Annotated in this window: 11 protein-coding genes and 2 pseudogenes; 4 read left to right on the forward strand and 9 right to left on the reverse strand. The window is 33.3% G+C overall.

All coding sequences use genetic code 11. The annotated features are described in order from the left end of the window. A pseudogene (locus J6Y29_02435) lies at positions 1–341 on the forward strand (transposase). Positions 342–405: 64 nt separating this feature from the next. Here the strand turns inward: J6Y29_02435 and J6Y29_02440 are convergent. Next, positions 406–522, reverse strand: a pseudogene (locus tag J6Y29_02440) (transposase). A 71-nt stretch (positions 523–593) separates the two neighbouring features. Between J6Y29_02440 and J6Y29_02445 the strand changes: the two are divergent. Further along, complete coding sequence (locus J6Y29_02445; GenBank protein ID MBP5426739.1) at positions 594–1244, forward strand: site-2 protease family protein; 651 nt, start codon at positions 594–596, stop codon at positions 1242–1244. Positions 1245–1260: 16 nt separating this feature from the next. Here J6Y29_02445 and secF read toward each other — a convergent pair whose 3' ends face one another. Beyond that, positions 1261–2211 (reverse strand): protein translocase subunit SecF, encoded by a 951-nt coding sequence (gene secF / locus J6Y29_02450; protein ID MBP5426740.1) that lies wholly within the window; start codon positions 2209–2211, stop codon positions 1261–1263. Positions 2212–2227: 16 nt separating this feature from the next. Then, positions 2228–3580, reverse strand: coding sequence for a protein translocase subunit SecD (gene secD / locus J6Y29_02455; GenBank protein MBP5426741.1), 1353 nt, complete (start codon positions 3578–3580; stop codon positions 2228–2230). 217 nt (positions 3581–3797) lie between these two features. Between secD and J6Y29_02460 the strand changes: the two genes are divergently transcribed. Beyond that, on the forward strand, positions 3798–4661 hold the full coding sequence (locus tag J6Y29_02460) for a hypothetical protein (protein ID MBP5426742.1): 864 nt from the start codon (positions 3798–3800) through the stop codon (positions 4659–4661). Between the two features lie 376 nt (positions 4662–5037). Beyond that, complete coding sequence (locus J6Y29_02465) at positions 5038–5475, forward strand: hypothetical protein (GenBank protein ID MBP5426743.1); 438 nt, start codon at positions 5038–5040, stop codon at positions 5473–5475. Between the two features lie 147 nt (positions 5476–5622). Here the strand turns inward: J6Y29_02465 and glgX are convergent, their stop codons facing one another. The 6 genes from glgX to J6Y29_02495 all read right to left on the reverse strand — a co-directional run bounded on the left by glgX (position 5623) and on the right by J6Y29_02495 (position 21995). Next, positions 5623–7746: a glycogen debranching protein GlgX gene (gene glgX, locus J6Y29_02470; protein MBP5426744.1), complete on the reverse strand. Its 2124-nt coding sequence runs from the start codon at positions 7744–7746 to the stop codon at positions 5623–5625. Then, positions 7730–8089, reverse strand: a complete 360-nt coding sequence (locus J6Y29_02475) for an STAS domain-containing protein (GenBank protein ID MBP5426745.1) — start codon at positions 8087–8089, stop codon at positions 7730–7732. The genes glgX and J6Y29_02475 overlap by 17 nt, the downstream gene beginning before the upstream one ends. 51 nt (positions 8090–8140) lie before the next feature. Continuing rightward, positions 8141–9319: an ankyrin repeat domain-containing protein gene (locus J6Y29_02480; GenBank protein MBP5426746.1), complete on the reverse strand. Its 1179-nt coding sequence runs from the start codon at positions 9317–9319 to the stop codon at positions 8141–8143. A gap of 114 nt (positions 9320–9433) precedes the next feature. Then, positions 9434–10105 carry a hypothetical protein gene (locus J6Y29_02485; protein ID MBP5426747.1) on the reverse strand — a complete coding sequence of 224 codons (672 nt, stop codon included), beginning with the start codon at positions 10103–10105 and terminating at the stop codon, positions 9434–9436. A gap of 531 nt (positions 10106–10636) precedes the next feature. Further along, positions 10637–10816, reverse strand: coding sequence for a hypothetical protein (locus J6Y29_02490; protein ID MBP5426748.1), 180 nt, complete (start codon positions 10814–10816; stop codon positions 10637–10639). Then, the gene (locus J6Y29_02495; protein ID MBP5426749.1) at positions 10800–21995 is read right to left on the reverse strand and encodes a hypothetical protein; all 11196 of its coding nucleotides are present in this window, start codon (positions 21993–21995) and stop codon (positions 10800–10802) included. Before J6Y29_02495 ends, J6Y29_02490 begins: the two co-directional genes overlap by 17 nt. Positions 21996–22090: the final 95 nt, after the last annotated feature.

The raw sequence follows: 22090 nt of genomic DNA on the forward strand, positions 1-22090 counted from the left end.
AATAAGTCAAAATGCAAGTGGGAAATATTATGCGAGTATTTTGTTTGAATACGAAAAACAATTATTGGATAAGGTAGCGTATAATTTTTTAGGATTAGACTTTTCCATGCATGGATTGTACAAAGATAGTAATGGAGAAGAGGCAGAGTATCCAAGATATTATAGGAAGGCAGAAGGAAGATTAAAAAAAGAACAGAGGAAGTTATCACTAATGGAAAAAGGCTCAAAAAAAGGATAAGCAAAGAAGAAAATTAGCTAAGGTACATGAAAAAGTGGCAAATTGTCGGAAAGATTTTTTGCACAAATTATCAAGGAAGTTAGCAAATGCGTACGATTGTATATGACCCAAATATTAAGGCCTCAAATTTTTTTCATAAAATTCTCGATGTAAAGCTTAATACCAAGCTTTACCAATATTTTCCCCAACATCTCTTCTAACTTGTATTTTAGAAATGTAGTAAACATTCCCCATCCATTATCACATACTGTTTTCCCAAAGTTCAAAGCTTCTGATATTGCCTTAGTAACTAAAGATGTCACTGGTTGCATAAATTTAAATTATAGTATACAATTGACAGCAGGGGGGTGATATTATGACTTTTACAAATTTTGCTTTTGATTTGTTACTAAACTTACCGGCATTACTGTCAGTATTTGTAATAAACGGCTACATTATGGCATATACAGCTACAAAGTTAGGTGATCCTACTCCAAGAATTAAAGGTAGGTTAAGCCTTTCTCCTAAAGCTCATATAGATTTTATAGGTTTTTTGTTTCTTTTAGCTACTGGTTTTGGTTGGGGCCCTTGTATGGACATAAATCCCAGATATTTTAAAAATCCTAGGCGTGATTCTGTAATCACAGTTTTAGCTGGTTCTTTAGGAAACTTTGTTCTTGCATTTTTTGCATGTCTTCTAAGAAGAATTTTGTTGGGTTTCCCTTTGAATGTTTTTTGGGATCCATTACTTGAGATACTAAGATTGATTATGCTATCAAATATATTACTAGGTTTATTTTTTCTACTACCAATACCTCCATTGAACGGTTTCTTGATATTAGAAAAACTACTTCCAGTTAAATATTTTAGATTGATACAATTTTTGCAAAACTATGGATTTATAGTTTTGATATTTTTAATGTTATCAAGAATTTCATGTATTATAATAAATCCATTTTTCCAAGTTATAACTATTTTTATACAAGGAACTGTAAACTTTCTATTTAATGTTTTTAAAGCCAGCTAAAAGCTGGCCTCTTTTATTATGCTATTCTTTTTATTTTAGTCACTTTTTTTTTCATTTCTCTTTCTTTTGACACTACCCACAACGGGCTACTTATAAATATAGATGAATATGTTCCACTAATTGTTCCTATTATCAATGGTAATGAAAATTCTTTTATTGATGGAATATTATTTATTGTCGCGAAAATATACACTGTAATTAAACATATTAACACAGTTACAGTTGTATTTATTGTTCGACCTAATGTCTGCCATATGCTCTTATTGGTAAGTTCCGACACTGACATTTTTCTTAATAAACTATTATTTTCTCTTATCCTGTCATATATTATTACTGTATCGTTCATTGAATATCCTACTATTGTTAGTATTGCGGCAATAAACGATTCATTCACAGGTATTTGGAATATTACATATGCCGCAAGCATTATCAATACATCGTGGATTATTCCTACAACTGCAAATACACCCGATTGCCATGACATAACTCTAAACCTTACTGCTACATATACGGCTATCAATACCGACATCCAGAATACACCCTTAAGTCCTCTATGTAAAAGCTCTCTTCCAATAGATGGATGTATATTTCTTACGGTCATCTGACTATCATCAGCAAGTTTAAATTCTTCTCTTATTGCCTTTATGACATTATTTTTTTCGTCAACTGTTAATGTTTCATTGCTTGCAATATTAATTATCAAAAGATCTACCTTTTTGTTGTTTACCGCATTTAGCGCATATGACTTTTGTGCAGTAACATTTTTGTGTAGCATACTGGTTAACATATCATCTATTTTTTGCAAATCAAACTTGTCATCATTCATGTGCATTTCTATAACTGTACCACCTTGAAACTGTATATCCAAATTAAATCCACCATAATAAAAATATGCTGCAACCCCTATCAATATCACTATTATAGACAGTGCAAAAAAATAATTTTTTCTTTTCATTATATCTATCACTGTATTTGCCTCCTTATTAGGCTCCATATAGCCATTTGTGTTTAGTAATATTTATTCCCGATACTGATTTTATCATTATCCTAGATGCAGTAACAGCAGTTAGGAAACTTAACACAACCCCTAATCCAAGTGTTATTGCAAACGACTGTATTGGACCCGATCCAAATATATACAATACAACTGCAGCTATTAACGATGTCATATTTGCATCAAATACAGCTTCAAATGCTTTTTTAAATCCTATATCTATAGCCAATGGTAATGTTTTGCCAGCCTTTAACTCTTCCTTTATTCTTGCAAATATTATTACATTAGCATCTACACCCATCCCAATACTTAGTATTATTCCCGCAATACCAGGAAGTGTTATTGATATCCCAAGCCAAGACAATACCAATAGTTGTATAACCGTATGTGCAAGTAAAGCAATATCTGCAATAACTCCAGGCACTCTATAACACGATAACATAAACACCCATACAAGTGTTATTGCAACTGCACCTGCTATAACGCATGTACGCAATGCACTCTCTCCTAATATAGAACTTATTGCATTTACTTCCTTTATCTCTAATTTAAATGGCAATGCACCTGATCTGATTGTTGCAGCTAAATCCCTTGCAACTTTTGGTGCATCTTTAGAATTTGCATCTAAACCTAGAGTTATTGTTATTGGACTTCCTGCAGGTATCTTCGAATTAACTCTAGGTGCGCTTATTACTTGATTATCCAAGTATATTGCAATTTGTTGATTTATTAAGCGTTCTGTTGCTTCTTCGAATTTCTTTTGAGCATCTTTAGACAATTCCAACACAACAAACATCTCATTTGTTTCTGGATTTATTGTAGGTTCAGCATTTACTATATCTGTACCTTGAACAATAATATCTCCTGTTGGAACTATTTCTCCATCTTGGTAAGTTACCTTAGAAGGATCATACTCTCTAAATGTCAACAATGCAGTTTTTCCTATTTCTTCTACTGCTTTTTGCGGGTCAAAATCTGTTTCTCCAGACTTCCAAGGTATTTCAACTATAATATGACCATTCATTTGTTCTGTAACTATAGTTCTGTCATAAATTTTTTTCGCATCTAGCCTTTTTTCTATTATATTTCTCACTGTTTCTAATTCTGCATCTGTTGGCGTATAACCGCTAGGTGCTCCCAATACTGCTCTTACGCCCCCACGAATATCTATACCTGTTCTTAAATCTATCACACTTGGTAAATATGTATTGGTGTAAGGAATTCTTACTTTAGGAATTATTATACTAGTCTTTGGAATTGTCGCTCCAGCAAAACACAAATAAGTCAATATTCCTATGGCAATTACAACTGAAAAAAATTTCAAACCTTTTACCTTGTTCATAGTAATTTGCTTCCTCCTTTGTATTATTATTCCTAAGCAAATTATATCATCAAATAAAATATAAAACAACAAAAAACTTGCAATAAAAATTATATTATGATATTATCTTGGTTGTTAGCATTGGTAATAGCTTTAGAGGGGATTTTAAGCCAAATTAATTGTTACAGCAATATCCAAAAATAGAATACATTTTAAGCTAAGAAAGAGAGGGTTTGTAATGAAAAACTTTTTTAAGAAAATAGCTTTATCTGTACTACAGTTGGGAGTTTTGCAATTTAAGTTGGGCCTTTTTGTAATAAAATCACTAATTGCTGCCTGTGTATTATCTTCAGTAGTAAAGGGCGGACCTTTACTGTGTCAGTTGGCGGTTTATTTAGCAGCATCAGAACCAATGTTAAGAGCAGTAAATTGGATTTTTGAACCTGTGTGTAAACCTTGTTGTGACGCTTTAGATGAAGTATGGAAGTGGTCGAGTAGAGAAAAGCGTAGAATAAACGCTCGTGCTAAAGGTAAAACTATCGCGACTAATTTACAAGGGACTAGAGAATACACTATAATAGATCGCGCAAAAGATGAGGTACGAAAACACTTTATAGATAGGCGTGTAGATGATTTCCGCACCATCTTAAAAAAAACAGCGTGGTTTGTAGGATTTGGTATATCTATTGTTGCATCAGGAACACTTATCTCTCTTCCTGCCTTTTCATCAAATGGAATGCTAATTGCAAATGTATTGTTTGGAGCACCACTTATATCTGCAGGTAATTTTAGTTTGGCAAGTTTACATACCGAATTGGGAGATATAACAGAAACAGGTATGGAATATATATTGGACTGGATAGGTATTTATGAGCAAAATAGTGACTTTGATATAAGCGATCAAATAGATGGCGATATTTCTGAAATAGATACATATTCTATGACAGATAGTTTAGAATATAGTAAAGAATCAAATTATAGCAAAACCAATAAAAACGATGTTGCAATTCAAAAATCTCCAGTACAAAAAAATTCGAATACTAGTAAAGAATGTACATTAGAAAAAATACCTATTGCTTCTTCCAAAGGCAGAGATTTATAATGTACGAATCTTTGTAATCCTTGGAACGTAAATAGCACCTATATAGTTTATATTATTACAAGAAAATCTTGATTAAAAAATAAATGCAATCTTTAATTAAGGATTGCATTTTTTGATGTTGTTTTTCTATATCTTAGGCAAATTTAAGATGGATGTTCTTTTTTTAATCAGTGTATTATTGCCAAAATATTTCCATTTTTATATGGGAGGAACATTAAAAAAATATAAAATTATGTTGACATTTTATTGTCTTTGTTGTATACTTAATGTGTGCCAGTCTCTATTCGACTTGCTGACTTTGGTTGTACGACTTAAATTTCGTACTTTTGTAAGTTTTATGTGTACAATGTTTACACAAAGGAAAGGATGTTTTTTTATGTTAAAGAAAGAAAATTATTTGCTAGAAACAGCTGGTTTCTCGGAAATAGAACCAACTGCATTTAACAAGAATGAAAAGAAACTAATAAGAAGAGGAAATAGAAGAGCTAATGATTTCTTATACAGTATAGATGCTCACTATCTAACAAGACTAGAGAGAATATCTACTTCTGTTGAGTATAATTTAAAGCGTATCTTTAAAAAGACACTTAGAATACTTAGGACACCTTTTAAAAAATTGTATTACTCTTTAAAATTGAAAAATCAACGTAGGATTGTAAAAAGAAATTTAAAATTATTAGATCAAGCAGGTCTAACTGCTATAGAGCCTGTTAATCATACTGCAAAAAACAATAGAAACAATATAAAATTATTAAATCGAGTAGGTTTAACTGCTGTAGAACCTGTTATTTCTAATAAGCAAAGAACAATATAAATTTATTAAATCAAGCAGGTTTAACTGCTATAGGAACCTGTTAGAGTTTTAAGTATTTAAACATTTGTTAATAATCTTACCTAAAGATTAAGAATTACATAAGAGGGTATCTTAAACCTTTGAGATATCCTCTTATTTTTTTCACATTTATATGTGCTTTGCCACTAATATTACAACGCTTCTTGGCCCTACATTATATGAAGCTTGATTTTTCAATTTTATTTCCTCTCCCACTGCCACAATTTCTTTTTCTTCTTCTTTAAAAGTATCTACAAACAGATACCATTTTTCTTCTATATTAAGTGGTGGCAATTCAAATGTTTGTGCCTTCCAATACATATTCATAATTATATAAATGTGATCATCATTTATGCTATCACTATCCTTGGATTTTCCCCAAAGCATTAATGCAATACTCCTACTACAATAACTTTTATCTGGCTCATTCACTTTCACTCCATGCCACGATATATGAGAATATCCGCTCCTCTCCTCTTGTTCATCTTCCCAATGCAGTTTATTACGTAAAACTGAATGCGTCTTCCTAAACTCTATCATTTTCTTCACAAAATTATGAATATCTTTATTCTCATTTAGATCATTCCAATTTATCCAAGATACTTCATTATCTTGACAATAAGCATTGTTATTGCCATATTGAGAATTGCCCATTTCATCTCCCATATACATCATAGGTATTCCCTGACTTATCATTAATATACTAATTGCATTTTTTATCAAACGTTTTCTCAATGCTTTTATCTCTATATTGTCTGTATGCCCCTCAACTCCACAATTCCAACTATAATTTATATCATTGCCATCTTTGTTATTTTCACAATTTGCCCAATTGTGCTTTTGGTTATATGAGAATAAATCCATCAGTGTAAATCCATCATGACATGTTATAAAATTAATTGATGAACATGTCCCCAAGCCCTTATGAAAATACAAATCCGGGGACCCTATTATCCTTTGTATAACAGACATAATCGTCCCTTCATCACTTTTTAAAAATCTTCTTATGTCATCTCTATACTTTCCATTCCATTCGGCAAATCGTCCCCATGATGGAAAACTTCCCACTTGATATAATCCCCCTGCATCCCAAGCTTCTGCTATCAATTTACATTTTCCTAAAACCGGGTCAAATGCTAGTGACTCTAAAAGAGGTGGATTGCTCATTGGTGTTCCATCCTGATTCCTTCCTAGTATCGACGCCAAATCGAATCTAAATCCATCTATATGATACTCTGCAACCCAATTTCTTAAATTTGCTAATATTAAATCACGCACTACTGGATGATTGCAATTTAATGTATTCCCACAACCGCTAAAATTATAGTATTCCCCATTAGCAGTTAGCATGTAGTATGTTTTATTGTCAATCCCTCTAAATGATATACATGGTCCTAATGCGTTTCCCTCTCCTGTATGATTATACACAACATCTAAAATTACTTCTATACCATGTTTATGAAAATCCCTAACTAAAGTTTTAAATTCATCACATTCTCCATTGACCTTGCCCGTTTGAGCGTATCCTGCCTTGGGCGCAAAAAATGCTATAGAGCTATATCCCCAATAGTTTAGCAACAGTTCTCCTGTTATGGGTGATTCTTTGCTGTTTTCGAATTCATCAAAACTCGTAATAGGCATTAATTCAACGCAATTTATACCTAAATCTTTTAGATATGGTATTTTTTCTCTTACCCCAGAATATGTCCCTTTATACGTAACATCAGAAGATTTGTGATTTGTAAATCCTCTAACATGCATTTCATATATTATTAAATCTTCCATTGGAATCTCTAGTTGTTTATCGCCTCTCCAGTCATAATCAAACCTTGTTATTCTAGCCCTGTGCTGATAGCTATTGGTTGTATCAATTTTTTTGCCCCATTCATCACGCCCAGCTACAGACTTTGCATATGGATCCATCAAAATTTTTGTCTTATCGAACCAATTCCCCTTTTTAGGTGCAAACTCACCATCCATTCTATAACCGTATTCTATCTCTTCATAATCTAATCCATATACTATCATGCAAAAAACATTTCCTATTTTAAATGTCTCTGGGAATGGTATCTCTATAAATGGTTCCTTATCCCCTCGTTTATATATAACCAAAACACATGAACTAGCATGCTGTGAATATACAGAAAAATTTATCCCACCTGGCACAATAGTCGCACCAAATGGTAAAGGATTACCTTCTCTTAAATCATATCCTTCGTACGTCGTTGTAGGTGTATTATCTATTCTTTGCATATTTACCACCAACTTTCCAATCATCTAATACCTCATATACAGATGAATATATTGAAAACACATTTTCGAACCCAGTTAAATTCATCGTCTCTACTATTTCATCACTTAACCCGACAATAACAAACTTGCCCCATTTAGATAATATTTCTCTATCTAATAATACTAAATACCTAAATCCCACATTAGATATGAAATCGCAAGCACTCATGTCGAGTATTATATGACAATTTTGCACCACGTACTTTTCAATACTTTGAGCAAATTTTTTTTTACTTGCGTTATTTAACTTTCCCTTAAGCTTGATCAGATCTATTGCTCCGAACTTTTCATGCGCAATATTCATAAAATCACCTTTTATATTTATTTTAATAATGCACTCGGTACTTTACATCGTCTACTTTAGTTGTTTCCAACTAATATTAGATATATTCTCTTTGACAGGCCAAATAATTCTTTGTATCTCTTTTTTCTTTTGACGAAATTTATCTTTTATACTCACCTCCCTATAACATTTAAACTTTTTCTTCATGGCGTCTGACAATTTTAATTTATAAAAATTTTTGTTATTTTGTGCATAATCCATAAGCTGTGTTGATATTTCCTCATCAAAAACTTTGTATATTGGTTCTAAAATATGCAAAATCGATGATGCAAAATCACCATCATTTTTGTTTTTATTACAAATCAAAATATACGCAATAGGATCTGCCAAATATTCTAACATTTTTAATGGAAATTTGTTATATTTACTTACAGCCATAACCCGAGTTATCATATTTCTTTTTATGTAATCACTACCCAAACTTTTGGGAAATTTGTCTAACCTTGCTAAGACTTCTTTATACGCCAAATCAAGCTCCCCTAATTTTAATTTTTTACATGAAATGTGTACTTTATGCACCAATTCATGTAAAAATGTTTGAGTCGCCACAAACTCTCCTCCAAAACTTGATATCTGAATTATATTTTTATTAAAATTGTATGCCCCTAATAAATATCCATCTTTTATTACCTTTCCTTTTAGCACTGATACATCTATATTATTTGTTACAAAAATTTGCAAATTATTATTAGTCCAATCTTTCTCCATGGTATAAAGAGCTGAACACAGCATCACCAACTCTATTCTATCATCTTTATACTTTTCAATGTTATCAAGAATAACATTGATTAATTCTTTTGCTCTATCATCTTCACAATATATCTCCCTCTTTAATATGTCCATATAACTATGTTTATTGTTATCTCCTATAAATATATTGCTAAGTCTTAACTCTTTCTCTGTAGAATCGTACGAACATATCTCTTTTAAAATATCATATACTTCTTTACTTCCATTAAATTTAGCTAAAGCTAATGCATTAAGTCCTCTATAATTTATACACTCAACATCAGCTCCTTTAGACAATAACATACGCACTATTTCTTTATTCCCCGAAACCGCAGAATGCATAAGAGGAGTAAACCCAAAGGTATCTCTAATATTTACCTTGGCTCCTCTTCTTAAAATACTCCCAACTTTTAAAACATCTCTAGCTTTTATGGCATCCACTAATTTATCCTCTAAATCCATAAAATCCTCTCACTTTGTTTAGGTTGTATTATTGTTATACTATTCAATTGCTTTTACTTCGGTTATACTATTCCATTTTTCGAAGATATCTCCTAACTATCACTTTGACAACTTTTAATGTATTCTTATAATATTTTTAGCTATCTTCGTAATCTTTGATTCTTTTGGAATCTCTTTTACTTTTTTAATACTTGTTTCTATTTCTGGTACTATAACTTTAAACCTTCCGCCTTTATTACGAACAAAACCCACACAATCAAAAATCTCTGTACAAATTGATGTTTCTGCATGTATTGCATCCTGATGCTCTGTCGGATTTGCTGCCGGAAATATATTATACCAAACATTCGGACCTCCAAATCTCAACTCTACTATGTGATGAGCATCATAATTATCCCCTTCACTTTTCCAGCAAACACCATTCATATACACATCTTCTTCATATTTGGGCCATTCTTGTCCAGTTTCCACTTCCCACTCTTTTCTTAAATTTCTGCAACTTTGATGAAATTCCCTTCTACTCTTGTTGTACTGTACTACATCGCTTTTGTGGACTTCATTATTTCTTACATAATCCTTGATTAACTCTATCTGTTTACACGTAATCTCTCTTCCTGTAATTTGCTCTAGTTCTCTTAAATACGCATCTATTTTATCTCTAAGCTTTAACGTAATAACATAATCTCCATCCTGTCTCTTGTCAATCTTTCTTTTAGATTTATCTAGCAACTTATCAATTCCAATAACCATCTTACTATGGGCTAAATCAGTTTGTCTTGTCAGCATAGGCAATCTCCTTTATCTAGTAATTTCTAAGAGATCTTTTAAGCAAAAACATCTTTATTTTCATCAATTCGCATGCTCTCCTACGCAAAACGTGTAATTCCAACCTAATCATTATATCATATATACAAAATTTTGCAACATTTTATCGATTTGTATAAATTGCTATAAATTGCAATAATAAATTACCAGTTTAAAAAAAATACAAACATAATACTTCCATAATTTGTTTGAGGAATATAGCCTAAATACAGTAGGTATCCATAATAAACACAAACACCTAATATACAAAAAAAGCATTCTTGTTTCTTACTAAAGTTTATGTTTGTAATATTTTTATTAAATTATTCTATTAACAATTCTTTTTTAGCTTCATTATGCCCATATTCAAAATATATATTTTTTCTTTCCTACAAAATGGTAGCGTATACTTGTGACTTTAATCAACTAAGTATACGCTTGTAAAAAACATATATTAAAACTTGATAATTGCTATTATAAAGTTCTCTCACCGGCCTTTTTCATTTTAATATATTACATATTTACGACAGCCATGTTTTTGCTATTTTGCACATTTTCGTCAATTTCTTTTACTGTGTCTATTAATTTTTGTTTCTTGTTTATTTTTTTATTTATTTCCATGAAACAACCATCTGTATTTTGACTCTCAAGCTCCTCTTTCAATTCTTCGATAATACTATGTAACGTTTCCAACTCGTACCTTATTATCCAAAGCATCACTCACGTATACATAAGCATGATTTATCAAATCTACTTTAACCTTAGTTGGCATATCTCGTTTAAATTCTACCGCCACACCGTCGTCGTACTCTAATGTACGTATTCCAACCAACGAATACACACTATTTCCATTAACTGTTGGTTCTACTTCATATATCTTGATGTCGTCCCATCGCATAACTTTAAAATCACCGGAGTACACCTTAACTACACTCACCCCACCATTAACATCATAACATTTACGTACTTTTTCACGTGGCACTTTAAATTTCTCTAGTGTATTTTCTCTATGTCTTCCTCTATAATCACTTTCTACTGCAATCTTGCTTATTCCTCGCACATCCTGAACACTAATTGCCACTTTATTATCACTTACGTTTTTATATACATAAGTTACTATACATAATACATCTTCCAAATTTATCTCTACTTTGTTGCCTAATGCATCATATACTTCAAGCTTAGTTACTCCAATTATGTCTTTTAATGGTACAATTTGCTCTCTTGGATATAACTCATCCGAGTCTCTCAAATAATTGCTATAATCATATATAACATCCTCATTATTTCTTACTAATTTCCACAATCCAGCTCCATTATCGCTCATAGCTATCTCATATCGATTCTCCTCGCTAATGTATCGAATACTCGCTTGTGGCTTTTCATTATCCTCTTCTAAGTCTCCTATATCTACATTTGTTACATTACCTAATCCATCCCTCACAAGCACCGTACTTACTCCATTAGCCAATAGTTGCCCTATTTCCTCATTCATTTCTCCACTAAAGCTCAATGTCTCCCCTGCTATAATCTCGCCTATTCCCGATTCATTATCTATAGCTTTTATTAATACATTACCATTTCCTATATATAGCTTCCCGCCCTCCATATTACTAGGTACCGTCGCTCCACTATTATCTATGTCAAGTACTATCTCCGCATAATGTTCACCTTTTCCATCATATACCCTAATCATCTCTGTACCTTCTACTACATTAAAGAACTCTCTTACTCCTTCTCTCATATTATCATCTATCAGCACGCCATTAGCATATGTCACCTTTGATACTCCATTTATTTTATCCACTACATTTAATACAATCCTATCGCCTGTCTCATTTCTATATGCTCCATTAACCACCAACATTTCATCATTCAAAAATATAACATTCTCATGGCCAAATATATCTCGCACCTTCAAAAATGATTGATTATCTACTATATACTCTAATAATACCTCTTTCCTGTTATCATCATATATTGCAAACGTATCACCATTTTCTTTTATTATTTCTGTTATCCCAACCGAATCTACTATTTTCATATATATCACATTTTCCTTTTTGTACTTCCACGCCACTCTTGCACCTAATCCATCATCTACCTGTAATGGTATCTCTATTTCATTACCTAACGCATCTCTTGCCAAAAGCGCTGTTTCATTTATTCTTTCTTTCCCCACATATATCACTGGATTTTCACTTATATCCGACGTCCATGATGTAGGATATCCTTCGATTTGATGCACCACTTCACCTGTTATTTTCCCTATAACGTTGTCCAATCCAGATGAATCCTCTAAGCGCAATATATATTTACCATTCTCATACTCTATACTGTACAATGGACTATCTAAATCAGCCTCAATTTCCCTATCTATACTTTTAGTGTTAATATCTGTTTCATTTCCATATCTATCTTCAAACGTTACTTTCTCCAATCCATTACTAGGCTTAATTGTTATTATTACATCATTTCCATTCTCGTTCACACTAATACCGCCTTCTTCTACTGACATTATACTATATGCTGACGTCTTATATAATTTTGTATCAATCTTTGCTATAACATTCTTTGGCATATCCGTTAATGTTATTGACTCCTCCCCTAACTTGACTGTCTTTATTCCTCGTTTATCTGACATTTTTACTTTGTATTTCCCTTGTCCATCACGTGCAAACTCTGACATTATTGGTCCTTCATTATCTATCTTTATGTCAATTATACTAGTTGTTCCATCGCCATATTCTATTACTATTTCTTTTGCTCCACCTATTGCTAATTCCTTGTTATAGCTTAATGGTAACCCCATAACAGAATCTTTATGCAAAACTCCTTGTCTATCTACATAAGATACACTAACAATTCCTCCCTTGCTTGGCTTGGTTGAAAATTCTATCAATGCCATTTCCTCAGCAATATTTTTTGCACAAGATTCTATCACTGTATCAAGCGCACCCTCTCTTATGTCTAATTCTTTATATTCCCCAAACATATCAACTATGCGTACTATATCTATACCTTTTGGAACTCTAAACTCTTGCTCTACCTCTGTTAGATTATCAATAATATCTACTTTATCGTCTTTATCCTCTCCATATCGTATTTCTTTAATCCCAGCTACATCCTCTAATGTTGCTCGAATACTTCCATCTTCAAGTAATATTGTATTCATTACCTTTGGAATACTCAAATCATCTTCTAACAAAATTTCTGTAGTTTTTACTATATTCCCATATTGATCTGCTGCACACACTAATTTCACTGCCGTTGTTCCCATTGGAGTATCCTCTAACACGCAATTTACTTGAGTAAGATTATTTACAGGTATTGTTTTATCTTCTACTCCCCCTAAACACACTATACTAGCTATATCTCTCTTAGACTCAAAATGTAATGCAATCCTATTTCCTTTCACCGCCGAACTTTTTACTCTAATATCCAAATTAGAAATATCTACTGTAACATCTCTTATACCTTCTTTTTTTGTGTATATTTCACTTATTCCTTCAGGAACTATATATATATCGCCACTAGTTTCAACAGCCACATCATCTCCATAATATATTTGTGTATTTGCTTTTATTAATACACGCCCCTGCCTATCATAATACATATTACTAAGTCTTGGTAAATCACTTAAACCAGTTACATTGATCGGCACTCCAAATCCATCTACAATAATAATTTCTCTTGCATTTGCCGGTATATTAACCCTAGTCTCAATATCATCCCCTAAATCCACTTCGTATACAACTTCACTCTCGTCCAATTTATATCGAAGTTTTCTAACTCCAGAATTATTCTCTACTCTTATCGACTTTATACCATCTAGACTAGATTCATATGCATTGTCAAAACTTGTGCCACTATATTGCTCTAACGTTACTACATTAGAACTTTTGTCTTGATAAACAATACGTACTCTCGTTGTTCCATTCTCCACCGAAATTGCTTGATCCAAATCTATTGGGTTCCCTGTTACAATTCCAATTTCTCTTGCTAAATCATTATAACAAATAAGTTTTATTACATCTCTTGCACCTACATCTATTCTAACCTTAGTTGTATCATCATTTACTCGTTTAACCATTTTAGATATACTTTCTTCTGGCACATCAATAGCTATAGTTTCGCCTCCTCCAATAGGTGTAAAGTATAACTTATTCACCTCTTTAGGCAATGTTATTGTACCATCGGGATTTCTATTGTCCACTACATTTTCTTCATACACTAAAACATCATTTCCTCGTACATCTATATAAGATATTTGTGTTCCTTCTGTTTCTACCGAGATATTTCCATTCTTATCCTTATATAAATTGTCAACAAATGGATAATTTGACAAAACTAATTCTTTTACATTTCCCAATCTATCATACACATATACTTGCGTCACACCTTTTGCTATGCCCACTGTAGCTTCATTGTCAAATACATCCCCAGAAGAATAAGTTTTTAATATTCGGTTGCTATTATCCATTATTTTAAATAACCCTGACTTATCAGACACTGTCATCTTTAACGCCATATATTCTCTTCTTACATTTCTTACTGTAGGCTCTGTTACATCTTGTGTAGGTATTACCTCTGTTACACTCTCATCTTGATACACTACCACAAGCTTACTTGCACCTCTTACATCAATTATATCATTAAACGTTGAGTCTTCCACTGCTATGCTATGTTTATTCCCTAATTGATCTATATACCATATTCTATTTATATCCTTTGTTACCCCAGTTATGTTTAGCACCGCCTTATTCCCATCTCCACTTACACTTGCACAAAATATATTAGCTACGATACTCATTTCACTTATATCTACATCAGAAACTGTCCCAAACCCATCTACAACTTTTACATCATACATATCAGATGTTATCTTTTGCGTTACCCTTGTACTTCCACCTAACTCCAAAACAGTTTCTATTCCGTACTCATCTTCATACAGCATATTATATATCCCAGCACTATCCTCTATTGTCACAAGCATATCACCATCTTCTAACCCAACTAAATTGCTTAGTTCAGATATAGCTGTGTCTGATACCAAATTCACACGCACTTTATTATTTGTATTAACATCTCCATACACTACTCCTATTTTACGAACATCATTACTTGGTAGCGAAATATTTTGATTAATATCCTGTGTTCCCACATTATATGCACTGTTTGCTATCTCCTCACCCTGGCTATCGTAGAATAGAATTTGTTTTATCGTTTCCCCTTCTCCAACTGATATATTAAGTGCTGCCAAACTAACATCCTCATTAACAGATGCTCTTCTTACTATTATACTTACACCACTTAAATCTACCTGTGCATCTTTTACTCCGTCACCATTTTTGCTATAAACTATGTCTATTCCATATGGTACAACTGTATTTTCAAGAAATACTGGGAGTGTGGCTATCGACTGCCCCACGTCATAATACAATTCATTTTTGTTCGTTGTAACACATACATCACCATCTGCATTCCTATATAGATTACCTATCATAGGAATATTATCAGATATACTTATCGAATTTTCTCCTCCCAATCCATCCCATACAACTACGTTTGATGCAAGTAGTGGTACCTCTACTCTAGCATCAACTACTCCCCCCAATTTTTGAGTATTATTTACATTCATGTATACGTATGTCACTTCTTCTATTCCTGCATTACTTGATATATCAATGTTTATTTCTTCGCCTGTGCCAGTAATATACATATTACTTACAACAAGTTCTCCTTTTGTTTCCACTTCCAATACGTTGTTGCCCCCATCTACATATGTCAAAATAACTTTCGCTATATTCCCACTTGACACTGTTGTAATCTTTTCATCAGTAGATGCTATTGTCAATATATTATCCTGTGCATCTTTTAATACAATATTTAAAATTTCCTTACTTACATCAACTACAACACTTTTCCCATCTGTACTAGTAGTTACCCTTCTTACTTGTGTCACATCACGCGGTATTGTCACCACTATATCATGATTACCATACACCAAATGAACTTCTTTCACACTAAGTGGCATCCTAGCCTTTCCACTATTCACCGCCACGCTGTATTCTGTTCCCGCATCTACGTAATATACTCGATCTACATTATTTACATCAATTGATATTTCTCCATTCCTTACATACATATTGCCCACGCTCATTAAATCTACTAACGCTATAACTTCAATATTACCCAATGTGTCTTCTACCGTGATACTAGATATAGGAGCTGGAATTCTCACAACTTTTGTTGTCTCTGGTGGATCAATTATTACTTTATCATGAACTCCTTCTCCATATTTTAATTCACATAATCCTGATGCATCAGATAATGTTATCACCACTTTATCATTTTCTATATACGCGTTACTCACCTTAGAACGTGGATCTTCTTTTAATGTAACCACATCATTAGGCCTTCCTTCTGATACGTCATACACCACTGTTACTTTTTTCTCTTCACCTAAATCATTTATAACTCCTGAATATTTATACACTCCATCAATCAATACTATCCCTTGTGTTATCTCTTGCCGTATACCACTAGTATCAACATACTCTATTTTGCTTATCTCTTTAATACTACTTAAGTCTAACTTAGCCCTTTCTCCACTTACTGTGCCAATATGTACTGTTAAACATGGTGATAATTCTGCCACTGAAACATCTTCAAATACATCATATACTAAAATTTTATCTATTCCCATATCCAATTCCAATAACGTCTCTGTTGGCCATCCTTCAATATCTATATAGTGTTCATCTCCTACCGAATCAAACCACTCTATTCTGGACACTCCTGCAGGATCCTCCAATGTTACTGATATTTTTTCCTCAGCTGTTATATATATATTGGATGCCAGTGGATTGCTATCATCTTGATCTAATTCTACCCTACATGTCCTTCCATTTTTATATATCAATTTAAATACTTTTGTGCCATTAGGTATATCTCTTACTCCTACTATAGACATTACATCCGATAAAATTTCCCTTGAACCTGTTATATCATCATTGATATCTAAATAATCAATCCCAGCTATTGGAGTACTACTACTTATATCCGTTAACATTCTCTTTTCATCCATTGAACGCATTGCTTTTGTTATTTGCGTTATTGTATTTAAATTGATTACCACATCTTGATCATCAGGATCTACTATATGTATCTCATCTATCCCACTCGGTATATTAAGCTCATATGTACCATCGTTTGGTTCGTTCAATAAAACTTGATTATCTCCATAATATACACTTTTTACATTTGCAATCGTAAATTTTATCTTGTCTCCCCTCTTTTTATACACATCCTTCAATTGTGCTATGTTTCCGATTATTACAGCTTCTTCATTACCAAACGTATCCTTTACTATAACATTTTCTGTATCATCTGGTACGTCTATTATAGTCTCATCTGAAGAACTACCCTCCAACATTATTGTACCCACAAGCTCACCATTTTTGTAATGTTCTACACTTGCTACACCTGTATCATCACTTACTGTTATTGATATTCTACCATCTCCTACACCTATTATATTATAAACTATAGGGCTTTCATAATCCCCTGTTAATTCTACTGTCTCATAATTACCTAATGCATTATATACTCTAATCTGGCTATACTTGGATGGCACAGTATAATATTGTATATTACGTGGATAATTATATTCAGTATAGTCTTTTATAACATAATTATCAGTTGCATTTTCTATCTTCCACAATCCCGACTCATTATCTTGTACCTCTAATATAAGCTGATTATTAGACCTTCGTCTTCTAACTAATGGTTTAGTTTCATCTTCAATTAAGTCTACTTTCTCATACGTCCCATTCTTATCATAAATATATACACAATCTATACTATTTGAACTTAGTGTAAACACCACTGTTTGACTATCTTGCACTAACTCTGCCACAGTATTCCCACCAATTGTTTCTGTTATTTTATCTAACCCTTGTCCTACATCATCCACTGTAATTATAGCATTAGTTCCCCATTTATATGCTCTTGTTATATTACAGGTATTTCTATATTCTTCACTAGCCTCTGCTGTCCCGTAATTATATACACCACCATAACCTTTATCTTCCCCTATCCCATAAGTATTAACTCCATTACCCTTTATGGCTATTATCATATCGTCACTTGCCACTACCACATTACTCCCAAGGTTCCCTGGTTTGATACTTGCAGTTTGGCTACTCGCTACACCTCCACCACCTATCCCAGCTCCACTTCCATATGATATCTCTCCATGGCCACCATAACCCCTTGTCAATCCTCCAGTTATATTAACCGAATTCATATTACCTCCAAAAATAGTGGCACTCTCAGCTTTGTTGGCTACTCCTCCGCCACCAACTCCAGCTCCTAAGCCCTTTGCTCTATATATAGCATATCCTCCTATCGCCTCTACATTGCCACCAGATACACTAAATGATCCCGTATTTCCTCCATTTATCGATGTAGCATACGTATTACAAATACCTCCACCACCTATTCCAGCTCCACTACCCTCTACCTCTCCGTTTACACTATCTCTTGATGTAGAATATCCGCCCTTTGCACTAACACTTGCATTGGATGATATTGTCACACTATTAACGCTTCTTCCTGATACACTCGCAACAGTAGTATTATACACTCCACCGCCGCCTATCCCAGCTCCACTCCCATATACATTAGCTGAATGGTATCCTCCTTGAGCTATCACACTAGCATTCGCCGATATATTTATGCTTCCCGCATTACTGCACGTTACTGATGTGCTAGCATTGGTTATACATACTCCATTTCCCCCTATTCCCGCTGCAGTACCATATGCATTATTGTCATTGATATTAGGACTACCATTTCCGTAAACATTCATTACTCCACTCCCGTTTGTCCCCATTATATTAAGGGTACTACCAGTTGGAACGTATATTCCAGCACATCTTATATCACTGCCATATGTATCGATTGTTCTACCTCCATATATATTGACACGACCTGTTCCAGTTAAATTAATTGTCAATGTAACTCCTGGCTCTATTTCTATTCCCGGATGTAAACTCAACGCATTTCCTATTGTTATATCCTCTGTATTATCAAATGTTATTGTACAATCACTAATAATCTTTAATCCACTTGGTTCACTCTCACTAAACGTTCTCTTACTAGATGGTGTATCTCTCCCTATCTCTTTTCTCATGTAAATCAAAATACTATTATCTACGGCGTCATACACGCGTATATTATCATATCCTAAAGGTACTATAAAATCTCTTGTTGCTGGAAATATTGGGCTATAATCTACCAATATCGCTCCATTAGAATCCTCTATTTTCCACACACCAGACTCATTATCTGTAAGCCGCACTTTATTGCCTACAAGTTTTTCTACAACTGGCGCATCTTCATCTAATGAAAATGTATTTACCAATAACTTATTATGTGATCTGTCATATACATTGAATGAATCTATTGTATTAGGTACAACACTAAAATTCGTTGTACATTCTGTGCCAGTTATATTTTTTATCAAGCTTCCCTCAGTTGCGGCAGACAAATCATGAATACCCACGTCTCCATCAGTTTTAGTTATCTTATCTAACCCTATCTCATCACTCACTGATATCTTAAATTTATCCCACGTACTATTTCTCCACGCTACACTTTCTAACTCTGGTAATATTAATTCTTGTGGTGGATATTCCGTATAATTTCCTACTGCGTCATATATCCTAAATCCCCCATACTTTTCTATCATACTCTCAAGCCATCTGTTAAATCTTTCATTCGCTATTCTATCATTTATAAGCTTATTTTTTTCTTCTTCTGTAAGATTTGCCATTTCCTCCTCTGTAAGAGTTATATCATAGTCTTCATCTATATAATCTTTCTCAAACAAATAATCGCCTTCAATATCAAAATTACCCGCAATATACTTGGATAAATCCACTATAATATAATTCCCCGCATGATTATATATGTACAACGTATTGGAAATTGTAGTAAATTCAACTTCATCATCCCTTCCACCTAGTGCACATAATAGATTCTCTCCATCTGTTATCTTCCACAAATTTATGTCTTCATCAAACACTTTTATCTTCACATTGCTTCCCATCTTCCTCGCTGATACTAAACAAGGTCTATCTGTAGTTAAACTAACTACTTCTGTATTACCTAGATCATCGTACACTACTGCACTATTTATATCATTAACACGAGGTGCCATAAATGTATCTCCACATGTGTAGTATGTTATATTGTTGTATAATACTTTACTTATTCCGCTACCATTGTCCTTTATTGCGAGTATAAAATTCCCTTCTTTATATTCTACATTTGTCACATCCGGCTTAAGCATAGTTTCATAATCAGCTAAATTAACCTGCGTATAATTGCCTGCATGATTATAAATATATATCTTGGTCACATCATTAGTTGGTAGTGTAAAATTTACTGTATCATTTCTTCCAGTTAAATATGCTATAGATGTCGAATTAGAAGATGGATTTAACGTAACCTTCCACAAATCTATTTCATTATCTATCACATTAAGTTTTATTGATGAATTGGACACCTTTTTCTCTAACGACACTATTTGGGGTACGCTGGTTGTCAATGCCATACTGGTTACATTATTTGCCTTATCATATACATATATCATCTCTGGTCCATTTATTTTGGGCCTTCTTATCGTACTTGAAGTTATAACTAATTTATCATTCATTCCACCAGAAGATATTACTGATGTACCATTGCTGTCCTCTATTTTCCATAACCCTGATCCAGGCCTTTGTTCACTATCTGGATCTGAAACTTGCACTATGTAATCACCCTGATCATATATAGGACTGGATATAATAGGTTGCATTTTATCCAATGTTATTTCTATGCTATTATTGGCGTTATCATAAACAGTTATGTACGCTACCCCTTCCATCTGCCTTGTTACAGTTACCGAACTTACATTATCCCCAAACTCCTCTTCTCCATTATCATCTACTACTTTCCACAGTTTAGAATTGTCGTCATGCACTTGTAATATATAACTTCCTGATTTGTATATCAACGAATCTATTATTGGTGCTTCATTATCTATAGGTATAACTTGAGCATTACCTACCGCATCGTATATTATAAGTTCATCACTTCCATCTCCTTCTTGCGTATAGTCGTACTCTCTCCTATAATTACTTGTCTCATACCGAGATAAATCTACCTCCAAGTAATTTCCAGCATGATTGTATATACGTATTATCTTTGAATCAGTAGATACATTAAACTCTTTTGTCTCACTCATAGGATTATCAGGAAACGTCCATAATACATTCTCTTCGTCATTTACAACTTGTACTATTTTCCACAACGACACTTCATTATCTGTAACCGTTAGCTTTACATGCGTTTCATCCTTGTGTTTATATATCTCATTTAAATATGGCTTACTTGTCTGTGATATAGTTATCTCAAGGCAATTACCCTTCCTATCATATATTTTTACTTCCTCTGGTTCTAGATTCTTCATACGGCGTTGCAAACCTGGTTCTATTATTTCATTTTGATAATTATTATTGCTATCTGTTATCACCCATATTCCAGATCCTGTACCTCCACTTGTATTCTCTCCTGGATCTGTTACTGTTATCATATAGTGCCCTTCATTATATCCTACTGTTGATTCTCCTGGCGCTGAATCATAGTCTACATAAGATATTATAGGCAACACAGTCTCTAGTGAATATGGCGATTTGATACCTGCCTTATCATACACAAATCCTCCTATTACATTCTTTGATGTTGTATCTTCCACCATACGTCCTCTATATACTCCATAACTTACTTTTTCTAGTACATCCCCATTATTATCCTCCACTTTCCATATGCCCGATCCCGTACCATCATCCTCTCCCGGATCCGATACCTCTATTGTATAATATTCGCCACTATATGTAATTGGCCCTACTATTG

The organism is Clostridiales bacterium, from assembly GCA_017961515.1.
Taxonomy (GTDB): domain Bacteria; phylum Bacillota; class Clostridia; order Acetivibrionales; family RGIG10202; genus RGIG10202.

Bases quoted from the DNA above. Each gene is read 5' to 3' on its own strand.
- J6Y29_02445 (MBP5426739.1), top strand. From the start codon at position 594: ATGACTTTTACAAATTTTGCTTTTGATTTGTTACTAAACTTACCGGCA.
- secD (MBP5426741.1), bottom strand. From the start codon at position 3,580: ATGAACAAGGTAAAAGGTTTGAAATTTTTTTCAGTTGTAATTGCCATA.
- J6Y29_02460 (MBP5426742.1), top strand. From the start codon at position 3,798: ATGAAAAACTTTTTTAAGAAAATAGCTTTATCTGTACTACAGTTGGGA.
- J6Y29_02465 (MBP5426743.1), top strand. From the start codon at position 5,038: ATGTTAAAGAAAGAAAATTATTTGCTAGAAACAGCTGGTTTCTCGGAA.
- glgX (MBP5426744.1), bottom strand. From the start codon at position 7,746: ATGCAAAGAATAGATAATACACCTACAACGACGTACGAAGGATATGAT.
- J6Y29_02475 (MBP5426745.1), bottom strand. From the start codon at position 8,089: ATGAATATTGCGCATGAAAAGTTCGGAGCAATAGATCTGATCAAGCTT.
- J6Y29_02480 (MBP5426746.1), bottom strand. From the start codon at position 9,319: ATGGATTTAGAGGATAAATTAGTGGATGCCATAAAAGCTAGAGATGTT.
- J6Y29_02485 (MBP5426747.1), bottom strand. From the start codon at position 10,105: ATGCTGACAAGACAAACTGATTTAGCCCATAGTAAGATGGTTATTGGA.